Annotated in this window: 15 protein-coding genes; 12 read left to right on the top strand and 3 right to left on the bottom strand. The window is 58.1% G+C overall.

The window, feature by feature from the left end; genetic code table 11:
* Window positions 1-34 precede the first annotated feature (34 nt).
* The gene (locus BXA01_RS01445; RefSeq protein WP_016774850.1) at window positions 35-949 is read right to left on the bottom strand and encodes a LysR family transcriptional regulator; all 915 of its coding nucleotides are present in this window, start codon (window positions 947-949) and stop codon (window positions 35-37) included.
* Window positions 950-1,219: 270 nt separating this feature from the next.
* Between BXA01_RS01445 and BXA01_RS01450 the strand changes: the two genes are divergently transcribed.
* The 4 genes from BXA01_RS01450 (at window position 1,220) to pgm (ending at window position 7,465) form a co-directional block, all read left to right on the top strand.
* Window positions 1,220-2,242 carry a zinc-dependent alcohol dehydrogenase family protein gene (locus tag BXA01_RS01450; RefSeq protein WP_041480274.1) on the top strand — a complete coding sequence of 341 codons (1,023 nt, stop codon included), beginning with the start codon at window positions 1,220-1,222 and terminating at the stop codon, window positions 2,240-2,242.
* Window positions 2,243-2,793: 551 nt separating this feature from the next.
* On the top strand, window positions 2,794-4,260 hold the full coding sequence (locus tag BXA01_RS01455) for a hypothetical protein (protein WP_076562761.1): 1,467 nt from the start codon (window positions 2,794-2,796) through the stop codon (window positions 4,258-4,260).
* A 49-nt stretch (window positions 4,261-4,309) separates the two neighbouring features.
* Window positions 4,310-5,710 (top strand): aminotransferase-like domain-containing protein, encoded by a 1,401-nt coding sequence (locus tag BXA01_RS01460; protein ID WP_076562763.1) that lies wholly within the window; start codon window positions 4,310-4,312, stop codon window positions 5,708-5,710.
* A gap of 108 nt (window positions 5,711-5,818) precedes the next feature.
* Window positions 5,819-7,465: a phosphoglucomutase (alpha-D-glucose-1,6-bisphosphate-dependent) gene (pgm, locus tag BXA01_RS01465; RefSeq protein ID WP_076562764.1), complete on the top strand. Its 1,647-nt coding sequence runs from the start codon at window positions 5,819-5,821 to the stop codon at window positions 7,463-7,465.
* 54 nt (window positions 7,466-7,519) lie between these two features.
* On the opposite strand, the gene BXA01_RS01470 is transcribed toward pgm, so the two are convergent.
* Window positions 7,520-8,215 carry a pirin family protein gene (locus tag BXA01_RS01470; RefSeq protein WP_076562765.1) on the bottom strand — a complete coding sequence of 232 codons (696 nt, stop codon included), beginning with the start codon at window positions 8,213-8,215 and terminating at the stop codon, window positions 7,520-7,522.
* A 257-nt stretch (window positions 8,216-8,472) separates the two neighbouring features.
* Between BXA01_RS01470 and BXA01_RS01475 the strand changes: the two genes are divergently transcribed.
* Window positions 8,473-10,947, top strand: coding sequence for a UvrD-helicase domain-containing protein (locus BXA01_RS01475; RefSeq protein WP_076562766.1), 2,475 nt, complete (start codon window positions 8,473-8,475; stop codon window positions 10,945-10,947).
* Between the two features lie 49 nt (window positions 10,948-10,996).
* On the opposite strand, the gene BXA01_RS01480 is transcribed toward BXA01_RS01475, so the two are convergent.
* Complete coding sequence (locus BXA01_RS01480; RefSeq protein WP_041480416.1) at window positions 10,997-11,269, bottom strand: DUF1652 domain-containing protein; 273 nt, start codon at window positions 11,267-11,269, stop codon at window positions 10,997-10,999.
* 265 nt (window positions 11,270-11,534) lie between these two features.
* On the opposite strand from BXA01_RS01480, the gene BXA01_RS01485 reads away from it, so the two are divergent.
* From BXA01_RS01485 to BXA01_RS01515, 7 genes are all read left to right on the top strand, one after another.
* Window positions 11,535-12,350, top strand: coding sequence for a helix-turn-helix domain-containing protein (locus BXA01_RS01485; RefSeq protein ID WP_076562768.1), 816 nt, complete (start codon window positions 11,535-11,537; stop codon window positions 12,348-12,350).
* A 52-nt stretch (window positions 12,351-12,402) separates the two neighbouring features.
* Window positions 12,403-13,809 (top strand): NAD(P)/FAD-dependent oxidoreductase, encoded by a 1,407-nt coding sequence (locus BXA01_RS01490; protein WP_076562770.1) that lies wholly within the window; start codon window positions 12,403-12,405, stop codon window positions 13,807-13,809.
* 31 nt (window positions 13,810-13,840) lie between these two features.
* Window positions 13,841-14,185, top strand: coding sequence for a cupin domain-containing protein (locus tag BXA01_RS01495; protein WP_076562772.1), 345 nt, complete (start codon window positions 13,841-13,843; stop codon window positions 14,183-14,185).
* A gap of 55 nt (window positions 14,186-14,240) precedes the next feature.
* Complete coding sequence (locus tag BXA01_RS01500) at window positions 14,241-15,326, top strand: polyamine ABC transporter substrate-binding protein (protein ID WP_041480282.1); 1,086 nt, start codon at window positions 14,241-14,243, stop codon at window positions 15,324-15,326.
* Window positions 15,327-15,497: 171 nt separating this feature from the next.
* Window positions 15,498-15,938 (top strand): hypothetical protein, encoded by a 441-nt coding sequence (locus tag BXA01_RS01505; protein ID WP_157115945.1) that lies wholly within the window; start codon window positions 15,498-15,500, stop codon window positions 15,936-15,938.
* 452 nt (window positions 15,939-16,390) lie between these two features.
* On the top strand, window positions 16,391-17,836 hold the full coding sequence (locus tag BXA01_RS01510; RefSeq protein WP_076562775.1) for a serralysin family metalloprotease: 1,446 nt from the start codon (window positions 16,391-16,393) through the stop codon (window positions 17,834-17,836).
* Window positions 17,837-17,926: 90 nt separating this feature from the next.
* Window positions 17,927-18,355 carry an AprI/Inh family metalloprotease inhibitor gene (locus BXA01_RS01515; protein WP_157115946.1) on the top strand — a complete coding sequence of 143 codons (429 nt, stop codon included), beginning with the start codon at window positions 17,927-17,929 and terminating at the stop codon, window positions 18,353-18,355.
* The last annotated feature ends 114 nt before the right edge of the window (window positions 18,356-18,469 follow it).

Below are 18,469 nucleotides of genomic sequence, written 5' to 3' on the forward strand. Positions count from 1 at the left end.
GGTACTTCCGATAAAGCACCCTAGCCGACGATACCTAAAGACTATCCGGATCCCCGAAAAACATCTGAATCCGCGACCTCAACCACCGCTCTCCCGGGTCATTATCCTGCGACCCACGCCAGGCCATGTGCAGTTCAAACGTACGCGTCGGCAGTGGTGGATCTTCAGCACGAAGCCCTCCAGCCGCCGTCAGTGCCTCAGCCGTGTAATCCGGCACGGTCGCGACGATATCGGTGCCCGCCAGCAGCGTGCCCAGTCCGTTGAACTGTGGCACCGCCAGCACCACGTGTCGTTTGCGTCCGAGTTTTTCCAGTTCTTCATCGACGAAACCACTGAGGTCGCCAGCGAACGACACCAGTGCGTGCGGTCGGGCGCAATAGTCGTCGAGGCTCAACGGCCCCGGCACGGTGTCGGCGCGCAGCAGCTTCGGTGCGCTGCGGCGCAGGACCTTGCGCTTGGCGTTGGCCGGCAGGTCGGTGGTGTAGCTGACGCCGATGGAAATCTCGCCGGAGGCCAGCAGGCCCGGCATCAAGATGTAGTTGACCCGCCGCACCACGAGGACGATGCCTGGTGCTTCGGCGCGCAGGCGCTTGAGCAGCATGGGCAGCAGGGCGAATTCGACGTCGTCGGATAATCCAATGCGGAACACCGACGTGCTGGTCGCCGGATCGAAATCGGCGGCGCGACTGACCGCGGTCGAGATCGAATCAAGGGCGGGCGAGAGCAGGGCGAAGATTTCCACCGCGCGGGCGGACGGCTCCATGCTGCGGCCGGTGCGGACAAACAAGGGATCGTCAAACAGGCTGCGCAGGCGCGACAAGGCCGCACTGATAGCCGGTTGGCCGAGGAACAATTTTTCCGCGGCCCGAGTCACACTGCGTTCGTGCATCAATGTTTCGAACACGATCAGCAGGTTCAGGTCGACACGACGCAGGTCATTACGATTCATCTGGAGTCCTGGCAGAGTCATCAAACTTGACGAGGGCGACCATATGAGAACAATGGCCGGCATGAATCTTACGGGGAAAGGCTGGTACTCTGCACCGGAAAATTCAGCTTTACTGCGACGGTGGCAGGCCTTTTTTCATGGAATTTGCCAATGCCGCCCTTGATGCGGAATCAATGACAGGCATGTCGACTATTAATAGCCACTGATGGTCTTGGGTCCAAAGCCCAGATAGAGTTCATGGCATTAGAGGTTACTTTGACGAGGTTTGCGATGTCCCGCACGATCCGTTTTCACAAGTTTGGTCCGGCCGAGGTGCTCAAATGCGAAGAGCATGCGGCTGCTCAGCCAGGTCCTGGCGAAGTGCAGGTGCGTGTCGAGGCAATCGGCATCAGTTGGTACGACACCCTGTGGCGCCAGAATCTGGCATCGTCCCAGGCACGTCTGCCTTCGGGCCTCGGTCATGAAATGGCTGGCGTGGTCACTGCGGTGGGCGCTGATGTCGACGACCTGTCCGTCGGCGACAAAGTGGCCAGTTTTCCTGCGGAAAGCCCGAACGACTATCCGGTGTACGGTGAGTCCATCGTTCTGCCGCGCACCGCGCTGACCCGTTATCCCGATGTGCTCAGCCCGATCGAAGCGAGCGTGCATTACACGCCGCTGCTGATCGCCTACTTCGCTTATGCCGATCTGGCGCGGGTCAAACCGGGTCAATTTGCGCTGGTGACTGACGCCAGCCACTGCGCCGGCCCGTCTTTTGTTCAATTGGGCAAGGCGCTGGGTGTGCGAGTGATCGCGGCGACCAAATCGGCGGAAGAGCGTGAGTACCTGCTGTCCCTTGGTGCGGAGAAGGTCATCGTCACCGAAGAGGAAGATCTGTTGATGCGCATCAACAAGATCACCGACAACCGCGGCGTCGATGTGGTGTTCGATGGTCTTGGCGGCCCGCAGATGTCGTTACTCGGCGATGTGTTGGCGCCACGCGGCAGTCTGGTGCTGTACGGCCTGCAGGGTGGTAACCAGACTCCGTTCCCGGCGTGTGCAGCGTTTCAGAAGAACATTCAGTTCTTTGTGCACTGCATCGGCAACTTCACCGGCAAGCCGGAGCTGGGCATTGTCCAGGACCACGTCGCTCTGCAGCGTGCTCTGCGCGACATCAACCAGTTGACCGCTGACCGCGTGCTCCTGCCGCTCAAGACTCGTGTATTCCCGTTCAACGAGTTCGTCGAAGCGCATCGCTACATGGACGAATGCCCATGCCGTGAGCGAGTGGCCCTGCAAGTGGAAACCGCGTAAATCCACCCATCAGAGTCCGTGGCCCCCACGGACTCTTTTCTGTTTATACCCTGCGCTGTCAGTAAACCCTCGCCGATATCGAAGCATTGGCCTTTTCAGCAACTGAACTGGTTTTTGCCGTTCATCTGTATCTTCTAATCACACTATAAGCACTGATAATTGAATGATTACTTTCATCTCAAGGAATGAGCTATGGCTGTGCATTCAATTTGTCCGAGGCAATATCAAATGGCTGGCTCTGCTGGCTTCGTCAATTTCTGTTTAATTGCTGTAGGGCGATTCGGAAGTTGCTTCTCTTTTTCTTGTAATGATTTGGCGTGGGACGTTGTGGGAAGTTTCCTCAGAACATTGTTGAGTGGCGAAAGGCCAATGAATACGGGTGGTTGAGCGTCACGCTTGGCGTCTGGAAGGCTTTGTTCAGGTGAAGTGTTTCAAATAACTACAACTTTGTAAGTGTTAGCATTTCAGCGTCTATTACTTATTGATCCAATTGCCGCGCGCCTACTGTCATGTCTGCGCGGCATGAAACTTTTGATACCGGGTAAATACCGATGAGCACGATCCATGATCAGGCAATGAACTATGTCTATCAGCAAGTATTGCAGCGTTTGCTGAGTTTCTTTTCCCGAGCCGAGCGCACGGCATTGCAATTGCTGATACAGCGCCTGGTGGTGGCCGCTGGCGGCATGGAAAACATCGGGCAGTTCAAGGTGCTGGTGCCTCAGTCCGGCCTGCGTGACGGCTGCTATACCCTGGCCTTGCTCCGGGCCGCTCAGCTGACCGTTGCCGGCCGTGCTCCGGCGACCTTCCAGTTGCGCGTGGCTTCCCTGCGCTGGAGTGGCGACAGCCCGCTCGCCCTGCAGAACCTGCATCGCAGCTACAGCGCACTATTCCTTTACGACGATCCCCGGGTCGAGGTGCTGATGGTGGATAACCGCGAGGTCCTGCCATTCGACCATCGCACGCCTGTCAGCAATGAAGGGCGCGAGTCCAGCCGGGTGAATTTGCTGCTGGTGGGGCACTGTCGCACCTGGCTTGAAACACCTGAATTATGGGATGACGCCTACCTGGCGACGGCCGAGTACTACAGCCAGATCGCGCGCTGGAACAACGGCGTCGACGCCATGATCAGCACCGAAACCAAAGGCAGTCAGCAGCATTTCCTCGAAGGCCTGAACCGCGCCATGCAGCGAGTGGCAATACCGGCTCCAGGCCTGGTCAATGCCGGATTCGAAACGCTTTTTCCTCTGCTCGACGAGCTCGGTGACGACTTTTACCGGGAACTGCGTGCCGATGATGACCGGACCGTGTGGCGGCCGGAAGGTGAATTCGAAGCCTGCCGGCGCACCAGTTTTATCGACATCAACGACATGATGGTCGGCAAGCTCGAGGATCGCTGGCCGCTGCTGGGCGAGTTTCTCGGTTATGAACCTGATGATCTGGCGCTGTACCAGGGCGAAGCGGTGTTTGCTGATCCTCTGATCTCGGCACATGTGCGAGGTTTGTACGCACGGTTCATCGAGGGGCGCGCCTATGAGGCGGGCATCGACGATTACGTCCGGCACACGCTGGCCGACATGCGGCGAAAGCAGGTTGCCGAAACCGTCTGCGAGCACTTGCTGGCCAGCTACGACAACGCCGGCGGGCCAGAACAACTGCGGATGCTTGCCGAGGATTACCTCAGCAATGGTTTCGGATTGACCGAAACGCAGTTGGCGTGCCTGCTGTTTGCGCCGTTCATCGACAGCGGCAAAGGTCTCGAACGCTTCCTGCGCAACTGTCATCCCGGCATGCTGGTCGCCATGCCGGACCTGCACCGCGCCATGCAGGGGCTGCACGCACCTGAGCAGGTGATGAAGTGGCTGACGGAAATCAGCGGCTTGCCAGTCAGGCTGTTGAACCGCCTGTATGCATTGGGCCCTGTGCAGATTGATGCGCCTGCGCAATTCTCCTCGGAGAGTTCGGGTTCGGACGAGGCGCGTTCGGCTGCGCCGTTCGAGCGGTCGACGGAACGCTGACGGTGAGCCAGAGCCTGGATTGTGAATCAATATCTACGGAAATGAGGGTGTGAAGGGCGCGCGGGACAACGACTTTGTTTATCAGGCAGTTTATCGATATCTGACAACGCTGATTGATGCTGCCGGAGGTGGTGGGGCGGTACGCATGCCTTCCTTGCGACAACTGGCGGACCGGCTGAATGTCTCCATTTCAACGGTGCAGTACGCCTATTCGCTTCTGGAGAAGGAAGGTCGAGTCTATTCGATAGCCAAGTCAGGGTATTACGCGCAAGCGCTGTTCAGCATGGATGCGCCCGGCAACGGCAATGATCTGCTGGAGACCGTGTACGTCAACGCCAGACGTCCCGGAATGTGTGTGTTGAGCGCCGACGAACCGGCCTCGCTGCAACCGCTGGACAGTCCGTTGTTGACGCTGGAACGTGAGCTTCTGCGCCAATATCCGCGTCAGCTACAGACATTCGTGCAACCTTGCGGAGAGCTGGAATTGCGGGTTGCCCTGGCAGCGCGATACACGAGTTCGACAGAACATTTCTGGCATGCCGATGACATCTATATCGGGGCTGATCTGCGCGGGGTCCTGGAGATTCTGATTTCGGTGCTTGAATTGCGTCAGGCCACCGTGATTGTCGAATCACCGTGCGACTGGGTCATCCTGCGCCTGCTCGAGTCGTGCGGAGTACGCGTGATCGAATGGCCATTGCTTGCCCGAGGCGTGCTCGATCTGTCGGCACTCGAATCACTGCTGAAGAACGAGCCGGTTCGTTTGATCCTGCTGTCTTCCGTGTTGAGCATGCCGCAAGGCAACGGTTTCACTCGCGAATCTCAGCAGGCCACGGCGCAGTTGCTCAATCATCATGGCGTCTGGGTACTGGAAAACGACTGCTACAGCGAGCTTGACGAGCGCAATGATTCACAGCGTTTGCGCAGTTGGCTTGATCCTGAGCGTCTGCTGGTGTTTTCCACTTTCGAGAAATTCATTGGCGCTGAAGCGCCATTCGGCTTTGTCCTGTCGCGTCACTGGCGTGAGGCGCTGCAACGCCATTTTCTGCTGCGCGCATTTCGCTTGTCGCCGATTCGCCAAAAGGCGATTGCGCGGCTGTTGAATGGCGGGCGGCTTGATCAGCATTTATTCGTGTTGCGGCGGATGCTGGGTGAGCGGCGAGCCGTGTTGATCCAGATACTGCGCGAACGCTTGGGCGATACCCTGCAGATTGTCGAACCGCAGGGCGGGGCGACGGTGTGGGTGCGTTCGTTACGCCCGGTCGACATGGCAAGCGTGTTTCATCGCCTGCTCAAGCAACAGATCATCGTCGCACCGGGCGAGCTGTTCAGTCTGCAGGGCTTGCATGCGGATCATCTGCGTTTGAGCGCGCTGAACCATGGCGAGCGGGATTTGCCGAGTGTCATCGGCTTGCTCGGCGATGCCTTGCGCCTGTCGCCCGGTCAATAACGTTAAAAAACATCGGGCGAGTTTCGGATACATCCCGTCGCACAGTGGTCAAACTGCCAGTAAACTGCGCTGCATTTCCTGAACCACTCCGATTTCAGAGGTTTTTGCATGACACTCAGTCCTTTTGCGGGCAAACCGGCACCGGCAGAACTGTTGGTCGACATCCCGCGACTGGTTACGGCCTATTACACCGGCCAGCCTGATGCATCGATTTCTACCCAGCGAGTGGCGTTCGGCACGTCCGGCCACCGCGGCAGTTCGTTCGATTTGAGTTTCAACGAATGGCACGTTCTGGCCATCAGCCAGGCGATCTGCATGTATCGCGAAGCCCAAGGCATTACCGGCCCGCTGTTTGTCGGCATCGACACCCATGCACTGTCGACCCCGGCCGGCGCCAGCGCACTGGAAGTCCTCGCCGCCAACGGCGTCACCGTGATGATCGCCGAAGGCGATGAGTACACGCCGACCCCGGCAGTTTCCCACGCCATTCTCTGCTACAACCGCGGTCGTACCTCTGGCCTGGCGGACGGTATCGTCATCACGCCGTCGCATAACCCGCCACAGAGCGGTGGCTACAAATACAACCCAACCAACGGTGGCCCGGCTGATACCCACATCACCAAGTGGATCGAAGCCAAGGCCAACGAACTGCTGGCGAACAAACTGGCCGGGGTCAAACGCATCAGCTACGAGCAGGCGCTCAAGGCCAGCACGACCCATCGCCACGATTACGTGAACACGTATGTCGCCGACCTGATCAACGTCATCGACTTCGATGCCATCCGCGACGCCAAGCTGCGTCTGGGTGTCGATCCGCTGGGCGGAGCAGGGGTGCGCTATTGGTCGGCCATTGCCGAACACTACCGTCTCGACCTGGAAGTGGTGAATAAACAGGTCGATTCAACGTTCCGTTTCATGACCGTCGACTGGGACGGCCAAATCCGTATGGATCCGTCGTCCAGCCACGCAATGCAGGGCCTGATCGGCCTCAAAGAGCGCTTCGACGTGGCATTCGCCTGCGATCCGGACCACGATCGCCACGGTATCGTCACGCCGTCCGGTGGTTTGCTCGCGCCGAACAATTATCTGGCGGTATCCATCGACTACCTGTTCCAGAACCGTCCGCAATGGCGCGCTGATGCCGCCGTGGGCAAAACCGTGGTCAGCAGCGGTCTGATCGACCGCGTGGCCAAACGCCTGGGCCGTCGCCTGTACGAAGTGCCGGTCGGTTTCAAATGGTTCGCCGATGGCCTGTTCGATGGCTCGCTGGGTTTTGGCGGTGAAGAGAGTGCTGGCGCTTCGTTCCTGCGCAAGGATGGCGGCGTATGGAGCACCGACAAGGACGGTCTGATTCCTGCCTTGCTCGCCGCTGAAATGACGGCGCGCACCGGGCGCGATCCAAGCCAGGCCTACCGCGCGCTGACCGACGAACTGGGCGAACCGTTCTCGGTACGCGTCGACGCCAAGGCCAACCCTGAGCAAAAGGCACTGCTGAGCAAGCTGGCGCCGGAGCAGGTCACCTCGACCGAGCTGGCGGGTGAGAAGATCCAGAGCATCCTCAGCCATGCACCGGGTAACGATCAGGCCATTGGTGGTCTGAAAGTCATGACCGAGAATGGCTGGTTCGCCGCGCGTCCGTCGGGCACTGAAGACATCTACAAGATCTACGCCGAAAGCTTCCTTGGCGACGACCACCTCAAGCAACTGGTGGCCGAGGCGCAAACTTTGGTAGATGGCGCCATTTCCAGCAAATAATGCGCGCATGAAAAAGGGCAACCGTAATGGTTGCCCTTTTTTATTGCCTGCCGATCAAGCCAGGTCGACCAGTACGATCTCGCTGTCCTCGATCGCCGTGACCGTCAGCACTTGCTCATGGGCCACCGCCACACCGTCACGCGCTTGGGCACGCAAGCCATTGACCTCGATCACGCCAGTGGCCGGGACCAGATAGGCGCGCCGTCCTTCATCCAGTCGATATTCAGCGGTTTCACCGGCCTTGATGTTCGCCGCCACCAGACGCGCATTTGCCCGAATGTGCAGGCTCTCATCGTCGCCGTCCTTGCCGCTGGCCAAGGTGACAAAACCTTCGCGCTCGCCTTTGGGAAACGGCTTGGCTCCCCACGACGGCGGCGCACCGGTTTCGGTCGGCAGAATCCAGATCTGGAAGATCTTGGTTTCCTTGTCTTCGAGGTTGTACTCGCTGTGGGCGATGCCGGAACCGGCGCTCATCACTTGTACATCACCGGCTTCCGTGCGGCCCTTGTTGCCCAAATTGTCCTGGTGCGTGATGGCACCTTCACGCACGTAAGTGATGATTTCCATGTCGCGGTGCGGATGCTGCGGGAAACCGGTGCCTGCGGCGATGATGTCGTCGTTCCACACGCGCAAATTGCCCCAGCTCATCCGCTGCGGATCATAGTATTCGGCAAAGGAAAAGTGGTGATGCGCGTCCAGCCAGCCATGATGGGCGCCGCCCAGCGAGCTGAAGGGTCTGAGTTCAAGCATGATCGTCTCCTAATAAGGGTCGTCAGGGGGCGGGCCCCGTGGTTGATGACGACGATCATCTATCAGGCAATCATCGATAAAAAGCGCAAAAACTGCCGCATCATGATCAGTTTGTTTGATAGGAATGTGCTTCGAAATCGTCTCATCCGACCTTCAATTCGTCGCCTAAACCGATGACCTATAAGCATTTCGCTAGAACTCATCAGCAAATCCAGACACCATAGCCGCCACAGCCTCACACCCTGGAGTCCGTCAGCGTGGCGCAACAAACCCCCGATCTTCCCCCTGAACTTCGTCCACTGGCCGAGATGCCCTGGTTCAAGCGTCTGGCCGCGCGATTCTTTGGTCACGGTCTGACAAAATTGCGCGCCCAGCACCGGGCGTCGTGGCTGCACGGGCAAGCTGACGGATTTCGCAGCGGACACACCGCCGGCGTCGAATACGGTTTCAAGGAGGGCAAGCTTGAGGGTTTGGAGGAAGGCCGCCAGGTTCTGCTGATTCGCGACAGCCGCAACACCGAACATCGGCCGCCCAGCGTCGATAACAACCTGTTCGATGACTGGCGCCTGCCGCTCACCGCCGAATTGAAAAAACGCATCAAGGCTGACGTCGCTCGTTTGCTCCCGGCCCACGCCCAGCCCAGCACCGCGCAATGGAAAATGATCTTCAGCGATACGCCGTCCACCTCGGTGGTCGCCGGTGCGGGCGCCGGCAAGTCGACCACGCTGGTGCTGCGCATTCTCTTGCTCAGCCATTATCTGGGTTTTGAGCTGGATTCGATGACTGTGGTGACCTTCACCCGTGAATCGCGCAAGGACTTCATCAACAAGCTCATCGAAATATTCACGCTGTGGGGTCAGCCGTTGAACCTCAAGCAGGCGCGCGAACTGGTGCGAACCTTCCACTCGCGCATCTTGCCGATGGTCCGCAGCCTGCCGGGTTTCGAGCGTTTGCAGGCCTTCGAAAACCTCAGCGACCGCCCGCAAAGCGGCGCAGAGGAGGTCGACAGCAATCCGTTTGACCTGCGCATCAATGATGCACAGCGCCAGCAACTTAATGCTTGTTATCACCGGCTGTTCACCGACGATGAGCGTTTCCGCCAGTTGATCCAGCCGCTGTCCCGTGCCGGATTACAGTTGAAGGAACTGGAACGCGACCACCCTGATGTGCAGAAACGCATGGTGGTCACTGAACTGGCGGCCAAGCGCGATGAAGAGCTCTGCGATGTGATTGAGGATCTGTGGTTTCGCGCAGGGGCGTGGCCCATCAAAGGCATCGAACCGAATCGGCAGGCCTTCGAAATCAACGGCTCGCGTTTCCACGCTCACGGCTATATTCCCAGCCTCGATGCCTGGGTGGTGCTCGGCTTTGATCCCAGGGAAAACGCCCAGCTGACCCGACCCAATGCCAAGCTGAGTGTCCGTGCAGAGTGGGCGGTCAAGCGCACCCTGTTTCAAGCTTTCTGCCGTAAGCCATTGATATGGCTAGATAGTTACGAGTCATCCAGACGCGTTCTTGCGACGTTGGCCGGAGATGCCAGCGCCGGTCCCGGCTTTGATTACAAGGTCAAGGGCGAGCTGGCATCCGCGCCATTGCTGGACTGTTTTGTCGCCGCAGCAGGCTTTATCGAAAACCTCGGCCTGGATGTGCCGGACGCGGTCAGTCGGATGAGCTTCGCCAAGGACGATCCTGATCGTTTTTTCTTTGAGGCCCTGAGCCTGTTCTGGCGCGCATTTGAAGATCATTTGCTGGATCAGAAACCGCCAGTGATGACCTACAACCGCATGTTCGCGTTGTTCAGCGAGCACTCGCCGGAAAACCTCAAGCTGCTCAGCGACGAGCTGCTGCGGCCGATGGCGCATCTGATGATCGACGAATTCCAGGACGTATCGCCGCAGATCGTTTCGTGGATTCGTGCCAGCCTCAATGAAATCCGCAGCCGTGGCCCGGCGATGCACATCGGGCGAGGGGCACAGCGTTCATCGCTGCTGTGTGTCGGTGATGACTGGCAGTCGATTTACGGCTGGCGCGGCAGTTCTCCGAGTTACTTCATGGAGTTCAACAAGGAATTTCCGTCGCCGAGCACCACGCGGGTCATGCTCAGTGACAACTATCGCAGCCATCAGCACATCATCGACGCCGCCGAACACATTGTCCGTGCAGCGCCGGCGATCGCAGGCAAGAAGGCCAAGGCCAGTGGTGAGCCCAAGCCGCTTCACCCGGTCAACGTGCTTGAACGGGATGATGAAGCATTGGGGCAGCGCCTGGCCGAGCATTACCGGCGGGGAGATTCAATCCTGATGCTTTATCGAAAAAGCAGCGATAAGCTATTGATTGAGCAGCATATTCAGCCTGTATTTAATGTGGATTCGAGCTTGCCCTCTGAGGCGCGGCGGCTGAAACAGCTGACCTATCACAGCGCCAAAGGCTTGCAGGCTGACGCAGTATTCCTGCTGGGTGATTGCCAGCATCTGACCAGTTCTCCGTACAAGAATCAGGTGTATCGCATGGCGGGACTGGGCAAAAGCGGCGACAGCGAGCCGTACGACACTGCGCAAAAGGACGAAATCCTGCGCCTTGCCTACGTCGGTATCACGCGCGCTGTCAGCCATTGCTACTGGTACGTCGAACCGCAGGAAACCCAAGCGGTAAACATGCCCAGGGCATCGGATCGAGTTGCCAAGGGCAAGCCGTTCTTCGTCGATCATCGAACCGAGAAGGCCAGCGCTTGACCAATAAAAAGCCCGCATCGCTGCGGGCTTTTTGTTTTAAATCAGGTGGTTATGCGTAGTTTTTGAGAGATTCCGGAGGAGTGAAAGCTTCCAGCTCATCCTCGATGGCTTCGATGATGCGCTCGACGTCTGCCGCGTTCATCACCGTTGCGCAGGGAATGCCGGCAATGGCGATCATGGTTTCGCCGCTGGCACGATCAAACAGACGGGCGATCAAGCTGCCCGGCGCATCCATCGTCGCCTCGAAACCCATGGGATGAAAATGCCAGCGCATCAGCTGGCAAGCGTTTGGAAAGGTGACTTTGCTGAACCCTTTATTCATGGTGTTGCCCGCCTGCTTCATCGAGCGCTTCCTTTTGCTCATGTTAGGTGGGAAGAGCCTTCATTGGCTCAACCAGTGCTTGAGCTTTAAAAGTAGCATCCGTGTGTGAAAAAACTGTGAGTTTTTTCAGTCCGTTTAGCGATTGATTCGCATTTTTTGATGTAAGTCACTGGCTCATCGACTATCGCCAAAACGCCACCATGGATTTTTCATTGAAGCGGCAGAGGAAGTTGGGCAAGCTCGGTTCTTTTTCGCCGAGCCGCTTATGCACGCCGATGACGACGGCCCAGAACAGACCCAGGCCACGGCCGCCACGGTCATGCGCTATCACCTGAGCTGGAAACACCGGGATCTGGACAGCGTCATGGCGCTTTATCACGCCGAGATCCAGTACAACGATTTCTTTCAGAACCGGGTGCTCGGTCTGGATGAGTTACGCGAATATGTGCGCGTGAGCATGCCGCGAGAATCCGACGAACTGCTCGAGCATTGCGACCGAATCCGGGTGGATGGCAACACCGCGTTCATTCAATACGAGGTGACCTTGCGCGGCGGCGATGGCCTGGTGTCGTTTCGCTCCAGCGAAGCGATCACGGTCAAGGACGGCTTGATCTGGCGCGTCAATGAGTATGCCTCGCTAGTGCGTACTCAAGCCGACGGCAGTTCGGCACAGAGTCAGCGTCCGGCGGTCAGTCGTCTCGGTCTGTCACCGCGCCAACTGAGCTTCATGGCCGAAGACCTGCAGCAGTATTTCGAAAAGCAGCAGCCTTATCTGGACCCTGAGCTTGACCTGCAACGGGTGGCGAAGGAGTGCGGGTACAGCCGCAATCAGATTTCCTATCTGCTCAATCAGGTGCTCGGGCAAAGCTTTTATCGCTACGTCAATCAGGCGCGCCTGCTGCATTTGCTGCGTGCGCTGGACAGCGCCACGCCGCCGTTGCGTGTCGACGAGCTGGCGTTTGCCGCCGGTTTCAATTCGCTGTCAGCGTTCTACAAATGCTTTCGCGAGCACACCGGTCAGTCGCCCAAGGCCTACGCCAAACAAATTTCTCTGCGGGCACGCGCGCAAGACAGCCACTGAAGGCAGCCACTAGGATCGACGCCATCGAAGGTTTTCAGTGGCGGAGTCTGGCATGTCGGCGTGGCGCACGATTAGTTTGTGGATGGATCAGCTCGATGAGCCGCTATTGGCGCGGCCCGCGTTGGAGCGTGACCTGGACGTCGACGTGGCGATCATCGGCGCCGGTTACACCGGATTGTGGGCGGCGTACTACCTGAAAAAACAGGCGCCCGGCCTGGATATTGCCATCGTCGAGGCGCAAACCGCCGGGTTCGGTGCGTCCGGACGCAATGGCGGCTGGCTGATGGGTAACTTGCTGGGTGAGGATCGCTTGCTCGCAGGCTTATCGCCGCAGCAACGGCGGGCTTCTTTCGATCTGCTGCACAGCATCCCAGATGAAGTGGAGATCGTCCTCGAACGCGAAGGCATCGACTGCGATTACCGCAAGGGCGGAGTGCTTTATTGTGCTGCGCGCTACCCAGAGCAGGAAACCGTGCTGCGCGATTACCTGAACAAGCTGCACGCCCAAGGCCTGACTGACGACGATTACCGCTGGCTGAGCCCCGAGCAACTGGCCCAGCAGATCCGCGTGGCCAAGCCCTACGGCGGCATTTTCGCCCCTCATGTCGCGACCATTCACCCGGCGAAGCTGGTCCGTGGTCTAGCGCAGACCGTGCAGAACATGGGCGTGAAAATCTACGAAAACAGCCCGGTCACCCACTGGCAGTCAGGCAGTTTGCGCACCGCCAAGGCCAGCGTGCGCAGCCGTTGGATCGTCCCGGCCGTAGAGGGCTATTCGGTGACGTTGCCGCCGCTGGGCCGCTATCAGCTGCCGGTGCAAAGCCTGATCGTCGCCACCGAGCCGCTGTCCGCCGCGACCTGGGACGAAATCGGCCTGAATCGCGGCCAGGCCTTCAGTGAATTCAGCCGTCAGGTCACCTATGGCCAGCGCAGTGCCGACAATCGCCTGATCTTCGGCGCCCGTGGCGGTTATCAGTTCGCCGGCAAGCTGCGTCATGACTTCAACCTCACCCGCGATGAAGTCGAGTTGCGCCGCTATCTATTCGGCGAACTGTTCCCGCAGCTGAAAAACGTGCAGATCACCCACGCCTGGGGCGGCAACCTCGGCATGTCGCGGCATTTCAAGCCGCACATGCTTTGCGACCGAGCCAGCGGCATCGCGCTATCGGGCGGTTATGGCGGCGAGGGCGTCGGTGCCAGCAATCTCGGCGGCCGGACGCTGGCCGATCTGATTCTGGAGCGCGACAGCGAACTGACCCAGCAGCCGTGGGTCCTGCCCGACGGTGGCATTCATGCGCTGCGTGCCTGGGAGCCAGAGCCATGCCGCTGGCTCGGCTACAACGCGATCATCAAAAGTTTCGTGCACGAAGACCAGACCCTGGCCAATCCCGCGACCGCGCCCTGGCGGCGCAAGCTCGCCAGCCGGGTTGCCGGGTTCATGGAAGGTTTCATGCACTAAACGCCGTTTCCCACAATAAACAGGTCACGCCATGGGCATCACCCAATTCAAGAACACCGCCACGCTGGAGCTCGAAGAATCCAACCCGGTCGCCGTGCCCCTCGGCGAACCCGTCGCAATTGCCTCGACCACCAGCGTCGAGCGCGACGACGGCGTTGAAACCGGCGTCTGGGAATGCACCCCGGGCCGCTGGCGGCGGCAGATCACCGCGCAGGAGTTCTGCCATTTCATTTCCGGGCGCTGCACCTTCACCCCCGACGGTGGCGGCGAAACCCTGCACATACAAGGCGGCGACGCACTGATGTTGCCTGCCAACACGCTCGGGATCTGGGATATCCAGGAAACCGTGCGCAAGAGCTACGTGCTGATTTTCTGATTGTTTGATCCTTTGATTGCCTGCCAACAAAAAAAGCCCATACAGGAATCGCCCCATGATCCAGAAAACCCTCGCATTGGCGCCGCTGCTGCTGGCCGCTTCCGTCAGTCACGCGGCCGAGACGGTCAAGGTCTACAACTGGTCCGACTACATCGCCCCGGACACCACGAAGAATTTCCAGAAAGACACGGGCATCGGCGTCACTTATGACGTCTACGACAGCAACGAAACCCTCGACGGCAAGTTGATGACCGGCAAATCCGGTTACGACGTGGTGTTCCCGTCCAACCACTTCATGGCGCGGCAGATTCAGGGTGGGGCGCTGAAGAAACTCGACAAGAGTCAGTTGCCGAACTGGAAGAACCTCAACCCGGCGCTGCTCAAGGCCCTGCAAACCAACGACCCTAACAACGAGCACGGTTTCCCTTATCTGTGGGGCAGCACCGGTATCGGCTACAACATCGCCAAGGTCAAAGCGGTGCTGGGCGACAACGCGCCGGTGGATTCCTGGGATCTGATCTTCAAGCCCGAATACATGGAAAAACTGCAGAAGTGCGGCGTGGCGATCCTCGACAATGGCCCGGAACTGCTCCCGGCGGCACTTAACTACCTCGGCCTGCCGCACCACAGCAAAAATCCCGAAGACTACAAGAAAGCCGAGGCTTTGCTGATGAAAGTGCGGCCCTACGTCAGCTACTTCCATTCCTCCAAGTACACCAGTGATTTGGCCAACGGCGACATCTGCGTAGCAGTCGGCTTTTCCGGTGACATCCTGCAAGCGGAAAACCGCGCCAAGGAAGCCAAGAACGGCGTTGAGATCGGTTATGCGATTCCCAAGGAAGGCGCGGCGATCTGGTTCGATATGGTCGCCATGCCGGCCGATGCGCCGGACGAGAAGGCGGGGTACGCGTTCATGAACTACCTGCTGCGCCCGGACGTCATGGCCGGCATCACCAATTACGTGCATTACGCCAATGGCAACGAACAGGCGGACACGCTCATCGATCCAGCGATCAAGAACGACACCAAGGTTTACCCGAGCGCGGAAATGATGGGCAAGCTGTTTGCGCTGGAGGCGATGCCGTTGAATATCGACCGGATCCGGACGCGGGTTTGGAACAAGATTCGGACGGGGAGTTGATCGAGGTCTACCGGGCGCTAAAGCGCCCGGCGTTATCGCGTTAGCGAGAGTTAGCACGAAAAATCAGGGTTTGCACCTGTCATTGTTGACAGGTCCAGCTTCGCTGGAAATTGGATTTAATGCCTCGGCAGGAGGGCGAAATGCCGCCTTTCCTTACAGAGGATTTTGATGATGAGCAATGAAAATGGTCTTGAGAATGTATTGAAGGGGGCGGTGAAAAACCTTCGTAATGGTAAGGAATTAAAATTCTTCGCCAGAGAAACCCATCGCGACGAGCAGGGAGGGACGCTCAGATTTCATGGCACGATGGTCGACCCGGAGGGCAATAGCAGCTTTCATCTTTCATCTATCGCAGTGAATCTCAGCAACAAGGCTGATGCCGGCACAGAGATTCCGCTCACGGACGCGCGAGTTCTTTTTGTGGCTTACACCCGCTCTGGGGCGACTACTGAACCCAGACATTTTTACGCAGACAAGGAAAAGCCGGGCTTTGTGACGCTCCAGCATTCAGGGGAGCGCATTAACGGTAAATTGCAATTCACCACTGAAGCCTTTGGAGGCGACAGCTACGAGGTCGACGTGATCTTTGACCAGGGTGGTCCTTCTCTATAAATCGCTCTACAGGAATCGGTGAGTGCAACGAGTCTGCGATCTCTTGACTTTGACCTTTTGAAAATCAAGATCGAAATGATCGCAGCCTCGTTGCTCTCGTCAGCTCCTACAGTCCGAATGACGTCGTAGAGTTGATATCAAATCACTGGCACCATTAGCGGAAAGTGTGACTCGCCCAACAAATTCAAACTTAGCGATATTTAATATTTAAATAGAAAATCGTCAGACAATTTCCACCCTCGCTACAACTAAAAACAATCTTTCCTCCCCGCACGCTTTGTTTACGGCAGTTTCCTGATATCACCAAATTGGATCGCAAAAAAATCCTTTACGACAGATTTCCAATTGTGTCAGGTTCGTTACGCCTTCATTGGGCGAGTGATAGGACGATCTCGCCAAAGATCGTCCTGTCGGACAAAAACTGTTCCATTGCTAAACAAGGAAGTGTGTTTATGTCGAAAGTTAAAACCAATGCTGTTGATTCCGCCGAACAGGCTTTCCAACTGGCTGCCTTCAGCTCGGCGTACAACCAGATCAATAGCTTCAGCCATCAGTACGACCGCGGCGGCAACCTCACGGTCAATGGCAAACCCTCGTACACCGTCGATCAGGCGGCTACGCAATTGCTGCGTGACGGCGCTGCCTACCAGGACAAGGACGGCAGCGGCAAGATCGAACTCACCTATACGTTCCTGACGTCGGCCTCGAACAGCACGATGAACAAGCACGGCATCAGCGGGTTCAGTCAGTTCAGCGCGCAGCAGCAGGCGCAGGCCAAGCTCGCCATGCAGTCCTGGGCCGACGTGGCCAATGTCACCTTCACCGAGAGAGCCTCGGGCGGCGACGGGCACATGACCTTCGGTAACTACAGCGGTGGCCAGGATGGCGCTGCGGCGTTTGCCTATCTGCCGGGTACCGGCGCCGGTTATGACGGGACTTCGTGGTACTTGATCAACAGCGGTTACACGCAGAACAAGAACCCGGATCTGAACAACTACGGTCGTCAGACCCTGACCCACGAAATCGGCCATACCCTGGGCCTTGCGCACCCCGGCGACTACAACGCCGGCAATGGCAACCCGACCTACAACGACGCGACCTACGGCCAGGACACCCGTGGCTACAGCGTCATGAGTTACTGGAGCGAGAGCAACACCAACCAGAACTTCAGCAAGGGCGGCGTCGAAGCCTATTCGTCCGGCCCGCTGATGGACGACATCGCCGCGATCCAGAAGCTCTACGGCGCCAACACCAGCACCCGCACTGGTGATACCACCTACGGCTTCAATTCCAATGCCGGCCGTGATTTCCTCAGCGCATCGTCGTCCAGCGACAAAGTGGTGTTCTCGGTGTGGGATGCCGGCGGCAAGGACACTCTGGACTTCTCCGGTTTCACCCAAAACCAGAAGATCAACCTCAATGACGCTTCTTTCTCCGACGTGGGCGGCCTGGTCGGCAACGTGTCGATTGCCAAGGGCGCGATCATCGAGAACGCGATTGGTGGTTCGGGCAGCGATCTGTTGATCGGCAACAGCGTAGCCAACGAACTGAAGGGCGGTGCCGGCAACGACATCCTGTACGGCGCTGGTGGTGCTGACAAACTGTGGGGCGGTTCTGGTTCGGACACTTTCGTGTTCGCCGCCAGCTCGGATTCCAAGCCGGGTGCGATCGATCAGATCCTCGATTTCGTCAGCGGTCTGGACAAAATCGACCTGACCGGGATCACCAACGGCGCGGGCCTGCACTTCGTCAACAGCTTCACCGGTTCGGCCGGCGACGCGGTGTTGACCTCGTCGGGGGGCAATAGCCTGTTGTCGGTGGATTTCTCCGGGCATGGCGTGGCTGACTTTATTGTCAGCACCGTTGGCCAGGCAGCGACCAGCGACATCGTGGCGTGATGTGAAGGGAAAGCGGCGCCCTGGCGTCGCTTTCTTCACTTGCATCGGTAGGCGTCGTACGCAACGCTACAGGCTGGAGCGAAATTTCTCATGACCTACAGAGCTTTTACCTACACGGCATCGGCGTGGCTTTCAGCGGCGCTCGTTACGATTTCAGGAGCAACAGCGATGGCAAGCAGCCTCAGACTTGAAGAACCTTCCGTGTTTGCCGGAAAGTGGCAGGCAACACTGTCCAGCACACTCGATGACCTGCGAGCGCAAAAGCTCCAGGACAAGCCCTCGAATACTTGTAGTGTCGAACTGCTCGCCAACAAGACCGTTGGGCAGGGCGCAGACTGTCTGGGTGCATGGCTCGAGCAAGCTCCGATCGGCTGGTTTCCTGATCCTGACGGCTTGTCGATCACCGGTAACGAAGGCTCAAGAATCCAGTTTTTCAGCCGACAACATGACGGGTTATATCTGGCGACTTTGAAGTCCGGGCTGATCGTCACGCTGGAACGTACGGCGCCCAATAACTGATCTGCCTTTTACAAACCAATATAGCTATAGCGATTCGTCGCATGGTTATAAGCAAGGTAAATAAAATCAACTGCACTGCATCAATCAGCGCTAGTTGTTATGAAAATTTAAATG

Origin of the sequence: Pseudomonas sp. B10, from assembly GCF_900156235.1 — a bacterium.
In the GTDB taxonomy this organism is placed as follows: Bacteria; Pseudomonadota; Gammaproteobacteria; order Pseudomonadales; family Pseudomonadaceae; genus Aquipseudomonas; species Aquipseudomonas siliginis.

What these genes read in the sequence shown, in the direction of transcription:
- BXA01_RS01445 (WP_016774850.1), bottom strand. Translation starts at nt 949, where the DNA reads ATGAATCGTAATGACCTGCGTCGTGTCGACCTGAACCTGCTGATCGTG.
- BXA01_RS01450 (WP_041480274.1), top strand. Translation starts at nt 1,220, where the DNA reads ATGTCCCGCACGATCCGTTTTCACAAGTTTGGTCCGGCCGAGGTGCTC.
- BXA01_RS01455 (WP_076562761.1), top strand. Translation starts at nt 2,794, where the DNA reads ATGAGCACGATCCATGATCAGGCAATGAACTATGTCTATCAGCAAGTA.
- pgm (WP_076562764.1), top strand. Translation starts at nt 5,819, where the DNA reads ATGACACTCAGTCCTTTTGCGGGCAAACCGGCACCGGCAGAACTGTTG.
- BXA01_RS01470 (WP_076562765.1), bottom strand. Translation starts at nt 8,215, where the DNA reads ATGCTTGAACTCAGACCCTTCAGCTCGCTGGGCGGCGCCCATCATGGC.
- BXA01_RS01480 (WP_041480416.1), bottom strand. Translation starts at nt 11,269, where the DNA reads ATGAATAAAGGGTTCAGCAAAGTCACCTTTCCAAACGCTTGCCAGCTG.
- BXA01_RS01485 (WP_076562768.1), top strand. Translation starts at nt 11,535, where the DNA reads ATGCACGCCGATGACGACGGCCCAGAACAGACCCAGGCCACGGCCGCC.
- BXA01_RS01490 (WP_076562770.1), top strand. Translation starts at nt 12,403, where the DNA reads ATGTCGGCGTGGCGCACGATTAGTTTGTGGATGGATCAGCTCGATGAG.
- BXA01_RS01495 (WP_076562772.1), top strand. Translation starts at nt 13,841, where the DNA reads ATGGGCATCACCCAATTCAAGAACACCGCCACGCTGGAGCTCGAAGAA.
- BXA01_RS01500 (WP_041480282.1), top strand. Translation starts at nt 14,241, where the DNA reads ATGATCCAGAAAACCCTCGCATTGGCGCCGCTGCTGCTGGCCGCTTCC.
- BXA01_RS01505 (WP_157115945.1), top strand. Translation starts at nt 15,498, where the DNA reads ATGAGCAATGAAAATGGTCTTGAGAATGTATTGAAGGGGGCGGTGAAA.
- BXA01_RS01510 (WP_076562775.1), top strand. Translation starts at nt 16,391, where the DNA reads ATGTCGAAAGTTAAAACCAATGCTGTTGATTCCGCCGAACAGGCTTTC.
- BXA01_RS01515 (WP_157115946.1), top strand. Translation starts at nt 17,927, where the DNA reads ATGACCTACAGAGCTTTTACCTACACGGCATCGGCGTGGCTTTCAGCG.